This window comes from Modestobacter sp. SYSU DS0904 (assembly GCF_054051115.1).
The window spans coordinates 1-17,071 of sequence record NZ_JBJHAQ010000043.1 but is presented as its reverse complement, the minus strand read 5'-3'; the positions used below and the strand labels follow the sequence as shown (position 1 = coordinate 17,071).

General features: G+C 75.8%; 13 protein-coding genes. 5 read left to right on the top strand and 8 right to left on the bottom strand.

The window, feature by feature from the left end:
• Nucleotides 1-11 precede the first annotated feature (11 nt).
• From ACI79U_RS19105 to ACI79U_RS19085, 5 genes are all read right to left on the bottom strand, one after another.
• Complete coding sequence (locus ACI79U_RS19105; RefSeq protein WP_457071008.1) at nucleotides 12-2,966, bottom strand: AAA family ATPase; 2,955 nt, start codon at nucleotides 2,964-2,966, stop codon at nucleotides 12-14.
• Nucleotides 2,963-4,120 carry an exonuclease SbcCD subunit D gene (locus ACI79U_RS19100; RefSeq protein ID WP_457071005.1) on the bottom strand — a complete coding sequence of 386 codons (1,158 nt, stop codon included), beginning with the start codon at nucleotides 4,118-4,120 and terminating at the stop codon, nucleotides 2,963-2,965. Before ACI79U_RS19100 ends, ACI79U_RS19105 begins: the two co-directional genes overlap by 4 nt.
• 63 nt (nucleotides 4,121-4,183) lie before the next feature.
• Nucleotides 4,184-5,656 carry an acyltransferase family protein gene (locus tag ACI79U_RS19095; RefSeq protein ID WP_457071003.1) on the bottom strand — a complete coding sequence of 491 codons (1,473 nt, stop codon included), beginning with the start codon at nucleotides 5,654-5,656 and terminating at the stop codon, nucleotides 4,184-4,186.
• 178 nt (nucleotides 5,657-5,834) lie between these two features.
• Nucleotides 5,835-6,374, bottom strand: a complete 540-nt coding sequence (locus tag ACI79U_RS19090; RefSeq protein ID WP_457071001.1) for a PH domain-containing protein — start codon at nucleotides 6,372-6,374, stop codon at nucleotides 5,835-5,837.
• Between the two features lie 108 nt (nucleotides 6,375-6,482).
• Nucleotides 6,483-7,319 carry a biotin--[acetyl-CoA-carboxylase] ligase gene (locus ACI79U_RS19085; RefSeq protein ID WP_457070999.1) on the bottom strand — a complete coding sequence of 279 codons (837 nt, stop codon included), beginning with the start codon at nucleotides 7,317-7,319 and terminating at the stop codon, nucleotides 6,483-6,485.
• Between the two features lie 18 nt (nucleotides 7,320-7,337).
• Here ACI79U_RS19085 and ACI79U_RS19080 point away from each other — a divergent pair, with 18 nt between their 5' ends.
• The 4 genes from ACI79U_RS19080 to ACI79U_RS19065 all read left to right on the top strand — a co-directional run bounded on the left by ACI79U_RS19080 (nucleotide 7,338) and on the right by ACI79U_RS19065 (nucleotide 11,689).
• Entirely contained in the window at nucleotides 7,338-8,966 is a 1,629-nt protein-coding gene (locus ACI79U_RS19080) for an acyl-CoA carboxylase subunit beta (protein ID WP_457070996.1), read from the top strand.
• A 116-nt stretch (nucleotides 8,967-9,082) separates the two neighbouring features.
• The gene (locus ACI79U_RS19075) at nucleotides 9,083-9,289 is read left to right on the top strand and encodes an acyl-CoA carboxylase subunit epsilon (protein ID WP_457070994.1); all 207 of its coding nucleotides are present in this window, start codon (nucleotides 9,083-9,085) and stop codon (nucleotides 9,287-9,289) included.
• Nucleotides 9,286-9,891 (top strand): Maf family protein, encoded by a 606-nt coding sequence (locus ACI79U_RS19070; RefSeq protein WP_457070992.1) that lies wholly within the window; start codon nucleotides 9,286-9,288, stop codon nucleotides 9,889-9,891. Before ACI79U_RS19075 ends, ACI79U_RS19070 begins: the two co-directional genes overlap by 4 nt.
• 37 nt (nucleotides 9,892-9,928) lie before the next feature.
• On the top strand, nucleotides 9,929-11,689 hold the full coding sequence (locus ACI79U_RS19065; protein ID WP_457070990.1) for an acetyl/propionyl/methylcrotonyl-CoA carboxylase subunit alpha: 1,761 nt from the start codon (nucleotides 9,929-9,931) through the stop codon (nucleotides 11,687-11,689).
• A 14-nt stretch (nucleotides 11,690-11,703) separates the two neighbouring features.
• Here the strand turns inward: ACI79U_RS19065 and ACI79U_RS19060 are convergent, their stop codons facing one another.
• Together ACI79U_RS19060 and ACI79U_RS19055 are read right to left on the bottom strand one after the other, a co-directional pair.
• Entirely contained in the window at nucleotides 11,704-13,827 is a 2,124-nt protein-coding gene (locus ACI79U_RS19060; protein ID WP_457070988.1) for a reprolysin-like metallopeptidase, read from the bottom strand.
• 85 nt (nucleotides 13,828-13,912) lie between these two features.
• Entirely contained in the window at nucleotides 13,913-15,322 is a 1,410-nt protein-coding gene (locus ACI79U_RS19055; protein ID WP_457070986.1) for an NAD(P)H-quinone dehydrogenase, read from the bottom strand.
• A gap of 205 nt (nucleotides 15,323-15,527) precedes the next feature.
• Here ACI79U_RS19055 and ACI79U_RS19050 point away from each other — a divergent pair, with 205 nt between their 5' ends.
• Nucleotides 15,528-15,932, top strand: coding sequence for a GtrA family protein (locus ACI79U_RS19050; RefSeq protein ID WP_457070984.1), 405 nt, complete (start codon nucleotides 15,528-15,530; stop codon nucleotides 15,930-15,932).
• 36 nt (nucleotides 15,933-15,968) lie between these two features.
• Here the strand turns inward: ACI79U_RS19050 and meaB are convergent, their stop codons facing one another.
• The gene (meaB, locus tag ACI79U_RS19045) at nucleotides 15,969-16,940 is read right to left on the bottom strand and encodes a methylmalonyl Co-A mutase-associated GTPase MeaB (RefSeq protein ID WP_457070982.1); all 972 of its coding nucleotides are present in this window, start codon (nucleotides 16,938-16,940) and stop codon (nucleotides 15,969-15,971) included.
• Nucleotides 16,941-17,071 lie beyond the last annotated feature (131 nt).

Here is a 17,071-nt window from a genome sequence, read left to right as displayed (position 1 = left end):
CAGGACCTCGATCAGCCGGCGAGCCGGGAGCCGTTCCGGCTGGCCACCACCTCGAGCCGGCTGGGGATGCGGTTGCGGACCTCCTCGACGTGGCTGATCAGCCCGACCGTCCGACCGCCCCGACGCAGCTCGTCGAGCACCGTCATCACCGCGTCCAGCGCCTGTGGGTCGAGGCTGCCGAAGCCCTCGTCGACGAAGAGGGTGTCGATCTGCACGCCGCCGTTCTCGGCGGTGACGACGTCGGCCAGGCCGAGCGCCAGCGCGAGGGACGCCATGAAGCTCTCCCCGCCGGAGAGCGTCTTGGTCGGCCGCCGGACGCCGGTGTACTCGTCCAGGACGTCGAGCCCCAGCCCGCCCCGGGCCCCGTGCCGGGCCTGGGCGTCGCTGTGCAGGAACGTGTAGCGGCCGCCCGACATGTCCGACAGCCGGCGGCTGGCCACGGCGGCGACCTGCTCGAGCCGCGCGGCCAGCACGAAGGACTCCAACCGCATGCGCCGGGTGTTGGCCCCGCGCCCGTTGACCAGGTCGGCGAGGTCCCCGACCTGCTCGGCCCGGACCCGGGCGTCGTCCAGCTCGACGTCAGCGGCGGTCAGCTCCCCGGCCAGGCGGTCGAGGTGCTCGACCCGGGTGCGGGCCACGTCGAGGGCGGAGACGGCGGCCTCCCGCGCGGACGTCACCTGCGCGCAGGAGGCCTCCAGCGCGGTGAGGTCGGGGCGCGGGGGCAGGTCGGCCAGGTCGGGCTCGGCCAGCGCCGCCTCGGCGACCGCCCGACGCCGTGCATGCTCGTCGAGCCGGCGGCCGAGCTCGGCCAGCCGGCCCGGCTCACGGACCGCGGCCGCGGCCGCGGCGACGTCGGCGAACCCCGCCTCCACCACCCGGGCCGCGGCGACCTCCCGGGCGCTGTCGGCCGCCGCGCGGGCCTCCAGCTCCTCGCGCTCGGCGGTCACCAGCTGCTCGCAGCGATCGGCCCACCGGTCCAGCCGCGCGACGCGGGTCGCGAGGTCGGGGTCGTCGCCCCGGGCGGTGTCGAGCCGGTCCCGGACCGCGGCGACGGCCTCCTCGACGGCCACCAGCTCGGCGCGCTGCACCTCCAGCTCCTCGCGCAGCCCGGCCAGCCGGGCGGCCGCGGAGTCGCTGGCCGCGCGCAGCTCGACCAGCCGCGCCCGCAGCGCCGGGACCTCGGCGGCCTCGGTGGACGCCGCCTGCTCCGCCTCGCGCAGCCGGGTCAGCTCGGTGAGCTGCTCGTCCAGCGGCTGGTCACCGGCCTGCGCCCGGCGCGTGGCCAGCTGCTCGACCAGCTGCTGGTGCTGGGTGCGGGCCGTGCTCAGCGCCGCCTCGGCCTCGTCGACCCGGACCCGCGCCGCCTCCTCGGCCGCCTCGGTCACCAGCGGCTCGAGGGCGGCGGCCGGCCGCGGGTGCTCGGTGGACCCGCAGACGGCGCACTCGGCGCCCGCCACGAGCGCAGCGGCGAGCTCCCCGGCCATGCCCGCCAGCCGGCGCGCCAGCAGGTCCGCGCGGGCCTCCCGGGCATCGAGCCAGGACTCTCGCGCGGCCTCGACCTGCTGCCACAGACCCTCGACCCGGGGCGTCAGCGCCGCTGCCTCCCGCGCGGCCGCGACCGCCGCCTCCCGGGTGGACCGCGCAGTGCTGAGGCCGGGCAGCCGGGCCGCCGCCGTCTCGGCCGCGCGGAGCAGCTCCTCTGCGGCGGTGAGCCGGCCCGGCCAGGTGTCCGCCTCGACGCCCAGAGCCGCACACCGCTGCCCACCCTCGGCGACCCGGACGACCAGCGCCTCGGCACGACGGCGCAGCTCGGCCGCGCGGTCGACCTCCGGGAGCAGCACCCGGAGCGCGGCCACCTCGTCGCGGAGCGCCCGCGCCAGCGCCGGGGTGGCCTGCTCGGCGCCGGCGACCTCGACCCACGACCGGCGGGCCCGCGCGCAGGACGTGCCGGCGGCCTCCGCCGTCCGGCGGGCGGCCGCGATGACGTCCCGCAGCTGCCCGGCGCGCTGGGCGGCGTCGGCCTCGACCCGCAGCGCGGCCATCTCCGCCGCCTCGGCCTCGGCGCGGGTGAGCTCGGTGCGCGCCCGGTCGCGCCGCAGATGCCGCTGGTCGAGGTCGCGGGCGGTGGCGAGCGCGACGTCGACCCGCTGCTTGTCCGCCGCCGCGGCGGCGGCGGCCGTCGTGGCGCGGTCCAGCTCCGCCGCCGCCGCGGTCCGCACCCCGGTCACCCAGGTGGCGGCCCGGCCGGCGGGGCTCGCCACGCCCACCAGTTCCAGCGCCAGCTCCTCGGGGACCTCGACGTCGGCGACCTGCGCCACCCGGGCCAGCAGGGAGCTCACCCCGGCGCGCAGACCCCGGACCGTCTCCTCGGCCACCCGGCGCTGCTCGGCCAGCCAGTCCTCGGCCCGGGCGAAGCGCTCGACGTCGAACAGGGTGCGCAGCAGCCTGGTCCGGTCCTCCGGCTCGGCACGCAGGAAACGGGCGAAGTCGCCCTGCGGGAGGAGCACGACCTGGCAGAACTGCTCGGCCGACAGCCCCAGCCGCCGGCGCAGGTGCTCGGACCCCTCGTCGATGCGCGTGCTCACCGGCTCCCAGGCCGACCCGGTCCACCGCTGCACCACCAGCCGCGCCTGCTCGGTCGTCCAGCCGGTGCCCCGCTTCTTGGGCCGCTGCTGTTCCGGCCGGCGGCTCACCTGCAGCCGCTCCCCGCCCAGCGTGACCTCGCACGCCACCTCGGTGCGCACCTCGTCGGTCGCGTGGTGGGAGCGCAGCCGCTTCTCCTCGCCGCGGGCGCCGGGGACCGTGCCGTAGAGGGCGAACACGACGGCGTCCAGCAGGGTGGTCTTGCCGGCGCCGGTGGGGCCCCAGAGCAGGAAGAGCCCGTCGCGACCGACCTCGTCGAAGTCGACGTCCACGGTGCCGGGGAACGGGCCGAAGGCGGTCAGGGACAGCCGGTGGACCCTCATCGCAGGGCGTCCTCGCGGTCGGCGACGGCGAGTGCCCGGCCGAGGAGGGTCCGCTCCGAGGTGCTCGCCGGGGCGCCCCGGACGTGGTCGACGAACTCCAGGGCCACGTCGAGCTCGCTGCGGCCGCGCAGCCGCTCGGTGTAGCTGCGGTGGTCGTCGCCGGCGGCGGCGCCCTGCCACTCCAGGTGGACGCAGTGCGGGAAGCGCTGCTGCAGCCGACGCATCGGGTCGGACGGGCGGACCGGGTCGGTGAGCCGGGCGGAGACGAAGTGCTCCTCGACGGCGGCCAGCGACGGATCGGCGAGCAGCTGCTCCAGGTCACCGGTGAGGACGCTGAGCTGCCGGGGCGCGGGGAGCGGGACGGCGCGGACGTCGGCCAGCCCGGTGGCGTCGAGGTCGACCAGCCACGCCTGCTTGACCTGGCCCGCCTCGCCGAAGGAGTAGGCCAGCGGGGAGCCGCTGTACCGGGCGCGGTCGCTCAGCGACTGCGGCCGGTGCAGGTGCCCCAGGGCCACGTAGTCGACCCCGTCGAAGACCGACAGCGGCACCAGGTCCACGCCGCCGACGCAGATGTCCCGCTCGCTGTCGCTGGGCAGGCCGCCGCCGACGAAGGCGTGCGCCAGCACGACCGAGCGCGCGCCCGGGCGGAGGAACAGGTCGGCCCGGACGCGGTCCATCGCGGCGGTGAGCACCGAGGCGTGGCTGCCGCTGCCCGGGGTCTCGGTGAGCTGGAGCTCGTGCCGGGCGACCGCCGGCTCGAGGTAGGGCACCCCGTAGACCGCCACCTCGCCGTACCGGTCGGCGAGCAGCACCGGCTCGTCGAGCAGCGGGGTGGCCGCGCGCAGGTGGACACCGGAGGCGGCCAGGAGCCCGGAGGCGAAGCCCAGCCGGCGGGCCGAGTCGTGGTTGCCCGGGGTCAGGACCACCTCCGCGCCGGCGGCGCGCAGCCGCATCAGCACCCGGTCCAGCAGCGCCGTGGCATCGGCCGAGGGCACCGCCCGGTCGTAGACGTCACCGGCCACCAGGACCGCGTCGACGGACTCCGCGACCACCACGTCGACCAGTGCGCCCAGCACCCGCTCCTGCTCGGCGAGCAGGTCGGTGCCGTGCAGGGACCGGCCGATGTGCCAGTCGGAGGTGTGCAGGAGGCGCATGCCGCGAGGCTAGGTGGGGGGTCCGACAGAACCGGCCAGGCGCACCGTGACGGACCCGTCCGGCTACGGCAGCCGGCTCGGCTGCGGGACCGGCCAGGCCCCGGCGGGGACGGCGTCCAGCCGGTTGGGCTCGACCCCGGTGCGCGGACGGGGGGCCGTCAGCGGGGTCGCCACGGCCGCGGCGGCCGACGCCGGGGCGGTCACCGCCGGAGCGGCCACCGCCGGGGAGACCGTGGTCCGGGAGACCGTGGCAGGGGCGGCCGGCACGACCGGCCGGGTGCGCCGGTCCAGCCGCCCGGGGCCACGGGTGCGCAGCCACTTGCGGGCCGGCTCCTCCAGGTAGCGGTAGCAGAGGTGGGCCAGCAGGACCGAGAAGATCAGCACGTGCGGGACGACCGCGGTGGCCAGCGGGGTGCCGGGCGCGAAGCCGGGGACCCAGTCCATGCAGTTCCAGAGGATCTCGAACAGCGGGATGTGCACCAGGTACCAGCTGAAGGAGATGCGGCCGCCGTGCACCATCGGCTCGGTGGCCAGCACCCGGCTCAGGCCGGTCCGGGAGATCGCGAGGGCGCCCACCAGCACCGGGAAGGCCACCACCACGACGCCGCCGTAGTTGCCCTCCCCGCCGCCGCGGCTGAAGCCCCACCACAGCCCGAGCAGGATCTCCAGCAGGGCGAACGCCGCCACCCCGGCGGCGATCCGCTCCACCCGGGGGGTCACCCGGATCCGGCGGACGGCCAGGCAGGTGAGCGCGCCGGCCAGGAAGCCGCCACCGATCCGCAGCACCCAGCTCCAGGGGAAGTAGGGCCCACCCGTGCGGTAGCAGACGTAGGCGAGCGGGACCATCGCCAGCACCGCGAGCGCCCCGGTGACCACCGCCGGCAGCGACTTCAGCCGCCAGAGGACCAGCACGAGCACGGGGAAGCACACGTAGGCGAGCCACTCGGCGCTGATCGACCAGCCGGGGCCGACCCACGAGGCGCCCTCGAAGGAGGGCCGGGTCCACAGCTGCACCATCAGCAGCTGCTCCAGGTAGTGCCAGCCGTCGAGCACCGGCTGCTCGGTCTGGTAGGCCAGGTTCCCGTCGGTCACCCAGGTCGACCGCAGCAGCAGCCAGCCGCCGAACAGCGTGGTGACGACGGCGTACACCGGCCAGACCCGGCAGATCCGCGCCCACCAGAAGGTGACCGTGGACCGCGCGCCCGGCCGCCGGCCCAGCTCGAGGTAGGACAGCGTGATGACGAAGCCGCTCAGCACGTAGAACAGGTCGACGCCGAGCGCCCCGGTGTTCAGCAGCGGCCGCAGCGGACCCCACACCGACTCGTAGGCGCTGCCCGGGGTGAACATGAAGTGGAAGGACACCACCCACGCGGCGGCGACGATGCGCAGGCCGGTGAGCGAGCGGATCTCCCCGCGCAGGACCCCCGGGACCTCCGGCTGCCCCGGGGTGGCCGCGGCCTGGTGGACCCGGCCCGCGGAGGCGCTCGTGTTCGGTCGGCGGTTGCGTCCGACCGTCGTCGTCCTGTGCGTGGACACGAGGCCCTCCCCCGGGTTCGGTGTGCGTGAGGGACCGGTCCGGTGACCCCCGCCGAGGACGCTAATCGCGCATGAGTGGTCACGTTCAGTTGGAACACTCCAGAATCCGGCCGGCTCCTCGTCAGGTTCCGCCGGCGTCGTCACACCCGTCCCAACCGCCCCAGGCCGGGCGCCGGGGTCAGTGCGCGACGGGGCCGGAGCCGCCCGGGTACGAGCCCCACGCGCGCCGGTCGGCGTCCTCCTCGACCAGCTGGTTGAGCAGCTGCTGCACGCCCTCGCTGTCCGGGATGGCGGCGAGCACGGTGGGGCCGCCCTCCCCCGCCGTCTCGATCGACACGGTGCCCGACCGGACGACCCGCTCCCACAGCGTCTGCCGGTAGGAGACGTCGGTGATCCGGGACAGCCCGATGTCCCGGCCCTGCCGGGAGAGGATGCCCGTGCGGTACAGCAGCCGGTGGGTGGTGACGACGTAGTGCGTCGTCCGCCAGCGCAGCAGCGGGACCACGACGAGGAACAGGGCGAGCACGGCCGCCACCGCGACCACCACCAGCCGCCACGTGGCCTGCTGGTCGCCCGCGGGCACCAGCGCCACCCCGAAGGACGCCGCCCCGACGAGCGCGAGGAAGCCCACGATCGGCCAGAAGACGGTCAGCCAGTGCGGGTGCAGGTGCGCCACGACCTCCTCGTCGTCGCCGAGCACCTTGTCCGGGTACGCCACCACGCCAGGATGAACCACCTCTTCCCCCAGGTCACGCACCCACCCGCGACCCGCCACGGAACCTGCGCGCGACAGCGCGCTCGGCGGGCCCGCCGCGGGGCCGGAGGGTCATCTCCCCCGCACGTGCCGCACGTCGCCGGAGGCCAGCTCGAGCACGCCGGCCGGGGTGCGCACTACCAGCCGGCCGTCCCAGTCGACGGCCTCCGCGACGCCGTCGAGGACCGAGCCGTCCGGCATGGTCACGGCGACCTCGCTGCCCACCGTGCCGCACCAGGCCAGGTAGTCGGCGGCGAGACCGGAGGAGACCGGGTCCCCCACGGCCGCCACCCAGCGGCGGTACCGGCGCTCCAGCACCCGCAGGAAGCCGAGCAGGACGGCGGACCGGTCGACCGGCTCCCCGCGCACCAGCGCCAGCGACGTCCCGGTGTCGGGCAGCTCGTCCGCGGTGGTGGAGACGTTGAGCCCCACCCCGACGACGACGGCCGGGCCCGAGCTCTCGGCCAGGATCCCGGCGAGCTTGGCGCCGCCGGGGGCCAGCAGGTCGTTGGGCCACTTCAGCGAGGCCCGGACGCCGGCGACCTCGCCCACCGCCTCGGCGAGTGCGACGCCGGTGAGCAGGGACAGCCAGGCGCGCCGGGCGGCGGGGACGTCGGGCCGCAGCAGCACCGACACGGTGAGCCCGGCGCGCGGCGGGGACGTCCAGCTGCGGTCCAGCCGCCCACGCCCGGCCACCTGGTGCTCGGCGACCAGCACCTGGCCCTCCGCGACCTGGTCCTCCGCCTCCTCCGCCACGGCACGGGCGACGAGGTCGGCGTTGGTCGAGCCGGCCTCGTCGACCACCTCCACCGACCGCCACAGCCCACCGGCCAGCGCGGCGGTCAGCGCCTCCGCATCGAGGGGAGGACGGTCGGGGTGGGGTGCTGCCGGAGGCTGGCCGTCGGTCACGTCACTACGCTACGGCCCGTGAGTGCCGCCGAACTCGGGAGCGCGGGGGAAGACCTCCCCGCCGACGTCGACCTGCACACCACCGCCGGGAAGCTCGCGGACTTCGAACGGCGGGTCCAGGAGGCCACGCACGCCGGCTCCGCGCGCGCGGTGGAGAAGCAGCACGCCGCCGGGAAGATGACCGCCCGGGAGCGGATCGAGGCGTTGCTGGACCCGGGCTCCTTCACCGAGCTGGACGAGTTCGCCCGGCACCGGTCCACCAACTTCGGCATGGACGCCCGCCGGCCCTTCGGCGACGGCGTGGTCACCGGCCACGGCACGGTCGACGGCCGCCCGGTGTGCGTGTTCTCCCAGGACGCCACGGTGTTCGGCGGCAGCCTCGGTGAGGTCTACGGCGAGAAGATCGTGAAGGTGCTGGACCTGGCGCTGCGCACCGGCTGCCCGGTGGTCGGGATCAACGAGGGCGGCGGCGCGCGGATCCAGGAGGGCGTGGTCTCCCTCGGGCTGTACGCGGAGATCTTCCGCCGCAACGTGCACGCCTCCGGCGTGATCCCGCAGATCTCCCTGGTGATGGGCCCGGCCGCCGGCGGGCACGTCTACTCCCCCGCCCTCACCGACTTCATCGTGATGGTCGACAAGACCAGCCAGATGTTCATCACCGGCCCGGACGTGGTGAAGACCGTCACCGGCGAGGACGTCACGCTGGAGGAGCTGGGCGGGGCGCGGACGCACAACACCAAGTCCGGCGTCGCGCACCACCTGGCCGAGGACGAGGCCGACGCGCTGGACTACGTGAAGGCGCTGCTGTCCTACCTGCCCAGCAACAACCTCGACCCGCTGCCCGCCGTCGAGGTGCCCCCGGTCGACGTCGCCCTGCCCGAGGCGCTCACCGACGACGACCTCGAGCTGGACACCTTCGTCCCGGACTCGGCGAACACCCCCTACGACATGCACACCGTGATCGAGCACGTGCTCGACGACGGCGAGTTCCTCGAGGTGCAGGCGCTGTTCGGGCCGAACATCCTGACCGGCTTCGGCCGGGTGGAGGGCCGCCCGGTCGGCGTCGTCGCCAACCAGCCGACCCAGCTCGCCGGCACGCTGGACATCGACGCCAGCGAGAAGGCGGCGCGGTTCGTGCGCACCTGCGACGCCTTCAACGTCCCGGTGCTCACCTTCGTCGACGTCCCCGGCTTCCTGCCCGGCACCTCGCAGGAGTGGGACGGCATCATCCGGCGCGGCGCGAAGCTGATCTACGCCTACGCCGAGGCGACCGTCCCGAAGATCACCGTGATCACCCGGAAGGCCTACGGCGGGGCCTATGACGTGATGGGCTCCAAGCACCTGGGCGCCGACGTCAACCTCGCCTGGCCGACGGCGCAGATCGCGGTGATGGGCGCGCAGGGCGCCGTGGGCATCCTCTACCGCAAGGAGCTGGCCGCCGCCGAGGACCCGGAGGCCCGCCGCGCGGAGCTGATCACCGAGTACGAGGACGCGCTCCTGTCGCCGTACGTCGCCGCCGACCGCGGGTACGTCGACGCGGTGATCCCGCCCTCGCACACCCGCGTCCACGTCGTCCGGGCACTGCGGCTGCTGGCCAACAAGCGGCAGACGCTGCCCCCCAAGAAGCACGGGAACATCCCGCTGTGACACCGCGATCCTCCGGGCCGCACCGCGACCAGGTGCCGTCCCCGGCCGCCACGGAGCCGCTCGGTCGCTCGATCGCGGGACCCTCCGGGCCCCACTCCTCACGACAGGACGAGAAGATGGCCACCCCGCTGTTGCGCGTCGTCCGCGGCGCGCCCTCCGCCGAGGAGCTCGCCGCGCTGACCGTCGTGGTCGCCGCGCTGTCGGCCCGCCGTCCCCGCCGCCGGCCCACCCCGGTCGGCGCCTGGGCGTCCCCGGCCGGCCTGCACCGCCGGGCCCTGCAGGCCGGCCCGGGCGGCTGGCGCGCGGCCGGAGGCCCCGCGTGACCCCCCGGCGCCTGGTGCTGGCGTCCCAGTCCCCGGCCCGGCTCCAGCTCATGCGGCAGGCCGGGCTGAACCCGGAGGTGGTGGTCAGCGGGTTCGACGAGGACTCGGTGACCGCGCCCCGGGTCGGCGAGCTGGTCGCCCTGCTGGCCGCGGCGAAGGCCGGCGCGGTCGCCCGGGACCAGACCGACGCCCTGGTGGTCGGGGCGGACTCGCTGCTGGAGTTCCGCGGCAAGCCGCTGGGCAAGCCCGCCGACGCCGCCGACGCCCGGCTCCGCTGGCAGCGGATGAGCGGCTCCAGCGGCGTGCTGCACACCGGCCAGGCGGTGTTCGACGTGCGCGAGGGCCGGGTGGCCCAGCGCGACGTCGGCGTCTCCTCGACCGTCATCCACTTCGCCGAGCCCACCGACGCCGAGGTCGAGGCCTACCTGGCCACCGGTGAGCCGCTGGCCGTCGCCGGCGCCTTCACCCTGGACGGGCTGGGCGCGGCGTTCGTCCGCCGCGTGGAGGGCGACCCGTCGGCGGTGATCGGCCTGTCGCTGCCGCTGCTGCGCACCCAGCTGGCGACGCTCGGGGTGCCGATCACCGAGCTCTGGCAGCGCTGACCCACCCGCTCCACCCGCCTCTCGAGGGAGAACGAACGTGCAGAAGGTCCTGATCGCCAACCGCGGCGAGATCGCGGTGCGGGTGGCGCGTGCCTGCCGGGACGCCGGGCTCACCAGCGTCGCCGTCTACGCCGAGCCCGATCGGGACGCCCTGCACGTGCGCGCCGCCGACGAGGCCTTCGCGCTCGGCGGCACCACCCCCGGCGACTCCTACCTGGTGGTGGCGAAGATCCTGGACGCCGCCCGGGCCTCCGGCGCCGATGCGGTGCACCCCGGCTACGGCTTCCTCTCCGAGAACGCCGACTTCGCCCGGGCGGTCATCGACGCCGGCCTGACCTGGATCGGCCCGTCGCCGCAGGCGATCGTCGACCTCGGTGACAAGGTCGCCGCCCGGCACATCGCCACCCGGGCCGGCGCCCCGCTGGTGCCCGGCACCAAGGACCCGGTGGCCGACGCCGACGAGGTGGTCGCCTTCGCCCGCGAGCACGGGCTGCCGGTGGCGATCAAGGCCGCGTTCGGCGGCGGCGGCCGCGGGCTGAAGGTCGCCCGCACGCTGGAGGAGATCCCCGAGCTGTTCGACTCCGCGGTGCGCGAGGCGGTCGCCGCCTTCGGCCGCGGCGAGTGCTTCGTGGAGCGGTTCCTGGACCAGCCGCGGCACGTCGAGGCGCAGGTGCTGGCCGACACCCACGGGACCGTGGTCGTCGTCGGCACCCGCGACTGCTCGCTGCAGCGGCGCAACCAGAAGCTGGTCGAGGAGGCCCCCGCGCCCTTCCTCACCGACGAGCAGCGGGAGCGGATCCACTCCTCGGCGAAGGCGATCTGCCGCGAGGCCGGCTACCACGGCGCGGGCACCGTCGAGTACCTCGTGGGCACCGACGGCTCGATCTCCTTCCTCGAGGTGAACACCCGGCTGCAGGTCGAGCACCCGGTCACCGAGGAGACCTCCGGCATCGACCTGGTGCGCCAGCAGTTCCGGATCGCCGAGGGCCTGCCGCTGGAGATCACCGAGGACCCCACCCCGCGCGGGCACAGCATCGAGTTCCGGATCAACGCCGAGGACGCCGGGCGGAACTTCATGCCCGCCCCCGGCCCGGTCACCAGGCTCGAGGTGCCGCAGGGCCCGGGCGTGCGCTGGGACTCCGGCGTCGAGGCCGGCGGCGAGGTGGCCGGCGCGTTCGACTCGATGCTGGCCAAGCTCATCGTCACCGGTGCGACCCGCACCGAGGCGCTGCAGCGCGCCCGCCGCGCGCTGGACGAACTGATCGTCGAGGGGATGCCGACCGTGGTCCCCTTCCACCGCGCGGTCGTGCGGGACCCCGCCTTCACCAGCGAGCCGTTCACGGTGCACACCCGCTGGATCGAAACCGGGTGGGACAACCAGGTGCCGCCGTACTCCGCCGCGCCGGCCGCCGCCGACGAGGAGGAGCCCCGGCAGACCGTCGTCGTCGAGGTCGGCGGCCGCCGGCTGGAGGTCTCCCTGCCCGCCGGGCTGGCCGCCGGCGGTGCGGCTCCGGCCGCCGGCGGGGCCAAGCCCCGTCGGCGCAGCGGGGGCGGCGGTGGCGGTGCAGCCTCCGGCGACGGCCTCACCGCGCCGATGCAGGGCACGATCGTGAAGGTCGCGGTCGCCGACGGCGCGACGGTCGCCGCCGGTGACCTCGTCGTCGTCCTCGAGGCGATGAAGATGGAGCAGCCGATCCTCGCCCACAAGGCGGGCACGGTGGGCGCGCTGTCGGCCGAGGTGGGCGCCACCGTGCCCAGCGGCGCCGTCCTCTGCACCATCACCGACGCGGCCGGCTGACCAGCGGCGCACGCCTACCGGCGCACGCCCAGCCCGTCGACCCCGTCCCCGTTCCAGTCCCCCACCAGCGCGGTGTCGCCCGGGTCGCCGTAGCCGACGACCTGGTCGGCCACGCCGCTGGTCAGGCTGTGCCGCAGGAAGTACAGGGCGCCCCGGCGCACGGCGAGGGTGCTCCCCGCGCCGCGCGTCCAGCGCCCGACGAGCACGGTGTCGCCCGGGTCGCCGTAGCCGAAGACCGCGTCGGCGACCCCGGTGCGGGTGTCGTTCTTGACGAAGTAGGTGGCCCCGCGGCGCACGACCAGGGTGTCGTCCCGGTCGCCGTCCCAGTCGCCCACCAGCACGGTGTCCCCCGGGTCGCCGTAGCCGAACACGACGTCGGCGACGCCGCTGCGGGTGTCGTTCTTCACGAAGAAGGTGCTGCCGCGGCGGACGGCGAGGGTGTCGGTGCCGTTGCCGTCCCAGTCGCCCACCAGCACGGTGTCCCCCGGGTCGCCGTAGCTGAACACGACGTCCGCCGGGCCGGTGCTGTTGCTGTTCCGGAGGAAGAACGTGCTGCCGCGGCGGACGGCGAGGGTGTCGGTGCCGTTGCCGTCCCAGTCACCGCGGTACACGATGTCCCGCTGGTCGCCGAAGGTGAACACGGTGGTCGCCTGCCCGGTGAACGAGTCGTTCAGCAGGTAGGTGGAGCCGGCTCCGCCGATGCCCTCCTGGGCGCCGGTGGGCACCGCGCCGGGGCGGCCGGCCACCCGGACGGCGGCCACCGACCCCAGGCCGTCCACCGCGACGGTGAACTGACCGCCCGCCAGCGTCAGCGACGTGCCCGGGGGCACCGCCACCTGCCGGTCCTGCCCCCAGAGCGCGGCGGCGCTCGGGGTGGCGTCCAGCATCAGGGCGGTGTCCGGCACCGCGCCGGACCGGCGGACCACCACCCCGGCCTGCAGCGCGGGCCAGTTCCGGGACGGGGAGCCCAGCCAGTCGTCCTGCCCGACGGGGGCGCGGTACTCCAGCCAGTAGACCGAGCCGTCGGCGGCGGCGAGCCGGAGCGCGCGGGTCCCGGTCGCGGCCGCGACGGGGGCCAGGGCGTACGAGCCCCACGGGCTGTCCGGGCCCACCGTGACCACCTCGTCGGCGGGGAGCACGCCCAGCCGGTCGGCCTGCGGGGCGCTGAGGGTGCCGGCCTCGGACCAGGAGATGCCCATGATGTCGTACCAGTCGGCGTAGGGCGTGATCTGGCAGGCACCGGTCTCGACCTGCCGGTCGCACTGCACCTCCGAGGAGTGACCGAGGCCGAAGTTGTGGCCCAGCTCGTGCGCGAGCACGGTGGGCGCGGCCGTGCGCACGTAGACCCGGCCGCCGGCGGTGCGGTGCGGGCCGACCTCGGCCAGCCCGACCGAGCAGCCGTTGGCGCCGGCGGGGAGGTGGACCAGCAGGTGCTGACGCGGCGCCCGGGTCCAGCCGATGCGCCGGCCGACCTCCTCCCAGAGCGCGGCAGGGTCCTCGCAGCCGGCGGCCGTGGGCGCGGCGCGCAGGTCGACGGCGGCGCGCACGCGCAGCCGGATGGCGCCGTCGGTCTGCCCGGCCCAGAAGCCCGAGACCGGGCCGTTGAGCGTGTCGACCAGCTGCTGCAGCGACTGCCCGTCCGCGACGCCGCCGCGGGGCACGGCGAGCACCACGGTCACCTCGTCGGCGGCGCCGTCGACGGCGGCCAGCGGCGGTGCCGTCGGGGCAGGCGCGACGACCGACGCGTCGAGCACCGCGCGGGCGGGGAGCAGCCCGTCCTCGGCGGCCGGCTCGTCCCGCACCGTCCGCCCGAGCGTGAGCTCGAGCCTCGCCCCGACCTCCGCCTCGGGCACGTCGGCGAGGTCGTCGGTCGGGATGCGGACCGCGCCGGAGGCGGTCTCGACCCAGCTCAGCGGGGCGTCCGCGGCTTCCTCGTGGTCGTCGGCGCCCTCGTGGTCGTGCTCGTCGTCGTGCTCGAGGTCGTGCTCCGGCCAGGCCTGCACCAGCCGCCCGACGACGGTCTCGGTGGCCGGGGCCGCCGACGCGGTCCCGGGCAGCGCGATGGGTGCCCCCAGCGCCACGAGGGCGAGGCTGAGGACGAGCAGCCGCGGATGGCGCGACCGGGTGAGCTGGGGCACGGGAGCTCCTGCGAGAAGGACGACGTCTCTCCCTCATCGGCCCACCCGTGCCCCGGCTTGACCCCACCCCCTCCCGAGGGGGAGCTCAGCTGTGCTCGTCCTCCACGCCCATCAGCCGGCGCCCGGCCTCGGTGATCGACCCGGACAGCGACGGGTAGATCGCGAAGGTCTGCGCCAGGTCGGCGGCGGTGAGGCCCTTGGTGACCGCCAGCGCGATCGGCAGGATCAGCTCCGACGCCCCGGGGGCGACCACGACGCCGCCGACGACGACGTCGGTGGAGCGGCGGGTGAACAGCTTCACGAACCCGTCGTGCAGGTCGCCCATCTTGGCCCGTGCGTTGGTCGCCAGCGGCAGCCGCACCACCTCGACGTCGGCGTCCTCGGCCAGCGTCTTCTCCTGCGCACCGACGGTGGCGATCTCCGGGTGGGTGAAGACGTTGGCCGAGACGGTCTTCAGCCGGATCGGCGCGACCGCCTCCCCCAGCGCGTGCCACATGGCGATCCGGCCCTGCATGGCGGCGACCGAGGCGAGCTGGAAGACCCCGGTCACGTCACCGGCCGCGTAGATCCCGGGGACGGTGGTGCGGGAGACCCGGTCGACGACGACATGCCCGGACGGCGTCAGCTCGACCCCGCACTCCGTCAGCTGCAACCCGCTGGTGTTCGGCACGGTGCCCACGGTCATCAGCGCGTGCGAGCCCTCGACGACCCGGCCGTCGGTGAGCTCGACCCGCACGCCCTTCTCGGTGCGGACGACGCTCTGCGCCCGGCTGCGCTCGGCGATCCGCCCGCCCCGGGACTGGAACACCTGCTCGACCACGGCGGCGGCGTCGGAGTCCTCACCGGGCAGCACCTGGTCCCGGGAGGAGACCAGGGTGACCGGGACGCCGGCCTCCAGGTAACCGGAGGCGAACTCGGCGCCGGTGACGCCGGAGCCGATCACCACCAGGTGCTCGGGCATCTCGGTGAGCTCGTAGACGTCCCGCCAGGACAGGATCCGCTCGCCGTCGGGCTCCGCGCCGGGCAGCACCCGGGGGTCGGCGCCGGTGGCGATCAGCACGACGTCGCCCTCCAGCGTCTCGGTCACCTGGCCGTCGGCGTCCAGCACCTCGACCCGGTGCACGGTCAGCCCGCGGACCTCGTCGGCGAGCCGGGCGGAGGCGCCGATGATCCGCACGCCCTCGGACGCCAGGCGGTGGTGGATGTCGGCGGACTGGGCGACCGCCAGCCCCTTGATCCGGGTGTTCACCGCCGGCAGGTCGATGGCGGCCCGGCCGAGCTCGGTGCCGGCGACGCCGAGGGTGGCCGAGTGGCGGACCGCGGTCATCGCGCCGGCCGAGGCGATGAAGGTCTTGGACGGCACGCAGTCGGACAGGACGCTCGCCCCGCCGATGCCGTCCCGCTCGACGACGGTGACGTCGGCGCCGAGCTGGGCGGCGACCAGGGCCGCCTCGTACCCGGCCGGGCCGCCGCCGATGATCACGATGCGGGTCATGGTTGCTGCTCCAAGCGTGGACCGACTGCTGGCGGTGCCCATCATCCCCACGTCCGGGCCACCGGTCGTCCACCACGCGGTACGGCGGTGCGGCTGCCGTCGGACGTGTCCGAGGCGACAGCGACCTCCGCTGCGCGGCTCACTACGCTCGGGCAGATGGGCCTCGTCGCAGCGTACGGGTCGCGCGGACGGGCAGGAGTGGCACGTGTCGGTTGATCCGGGGCCGCGCGTCGGCCTGGTGGCCCAGGCCACCCGGTTCCTCGTGGTGGGGCTGCTGGGCGCGGTGGTCGACCTGACCGTCTACACCCTCGCCCTGCACCTGGGCCTGTGGGTGCACGCCGCACGCGCGCTGAGCTTCCTCTGCGGCACCACGACCGCCTACGTGCTCAACCGCCGCTGGGCCTTCCGGGTCGCGGGCGGCCGCCGGCAGGCGCTGGGCTTCGCGCTGCTCTACGGCAGCACGTTCTTCCTCATCCTCGGGGTCAACGCGGCGGCCCTCGCCCTGCTCCCCGACCGGAGCTGGACGGTGACGCTGGCCTGGGCGCTGTCCCAGGGGGTCGGCACCGTCTGGAACTTCGTCATGCTGCGGACCGTCGTCTTCCGGACCTGAGCCCCCGGTCCCCAGCCGCTGGTCCCGGCGGGTTGCTCAGCCGAGGAAGGTGCCCAGCAGCCGGCGGGCGGCCAGCGCCGGGGTGAGCTCGCCGGACAGCACCTCGCGTTCCAGCTCCGGCGCGAGCGAGCGGACGCCGGGGTGCTCGCGCAGCCGGTGCTCCAGGGCGTCGCGCACCAGCTGCCAGACCCAGCGGACCTGCTGCTCACGCCGGCGCCGGTCCAGCTCGCCGGAGGCCCGCCGCTCGTCCTGGTGCGCGACCACCGCGGCCCACAGCTCGGCCAGCCCGGCACCGGAGAGCCCGGCGCAGGTCAGCACCGGCACCGCCGCACCGCGCAACATCCGCATCGCCCCGGCCAGCTCGCGGGCGGCCCGGCGGGCGTCGGCCTCCCCCGGCCCGTCGGCCTTGTTGACCGCGACGACGTCGGCGATCTCCAGGATGCCGCGCTTGATGCCCTGCAGCTGGTCACCGGTGCGGGCCAGGGTGAGGAAGAGGAACGAGTCGACCATCTCCGCGACCGCGGTCTCCGACTGCCCCACACCGACGGTCTCGACCAGGACGACGTCGTACCCGGCGGCCTCGACGACCACCATCGACTCCCGGGTCGCCTGCGCCACCCCGCCGAGGGTGCCGGCGGTCGGCGCCGGCCGGATGAACGCGGCGGGGTCGACGGCCAGCCGGCTCATCCGGGTCTTGTCGCCGAGCACCGACCCACCCGAGCGCGCCGACGACGGGTCGACCGCGAGCACCGCCACCCGCGACCCGGCGGCGGTGAGCTGCACGCCGAGGGCGTCGATGAACGTCGACTTGCCGACGCCGGGCACCCCGCTGATGCCGACCCGGCGGGCTCCGCCGGCGTGCGGCAGCAGCTGCACGAGCAGCTCCTGGGCGCGGTCCCGGTGGTCGGCCCGGCGCGACTCGACCAGGGTGATCGCCCGGGCCACCGCCCGTCGCTCGCCGGCGAGGACCCCGTCGACCAGCGCCGGGACGTCGACCTCCCGGCTCACCCGCCCACCGCCCGTGTCGCCGAAGTGGGGGGGGGGGGGGCGCGCCCCCCCCCCCGGGGGGCGAGGGGGGGGGGGGGGGGGGGGGGGGGCGGGGGGGGGGGGGGGGGGGGGGGCGGCTGTGGGGGGGGGGG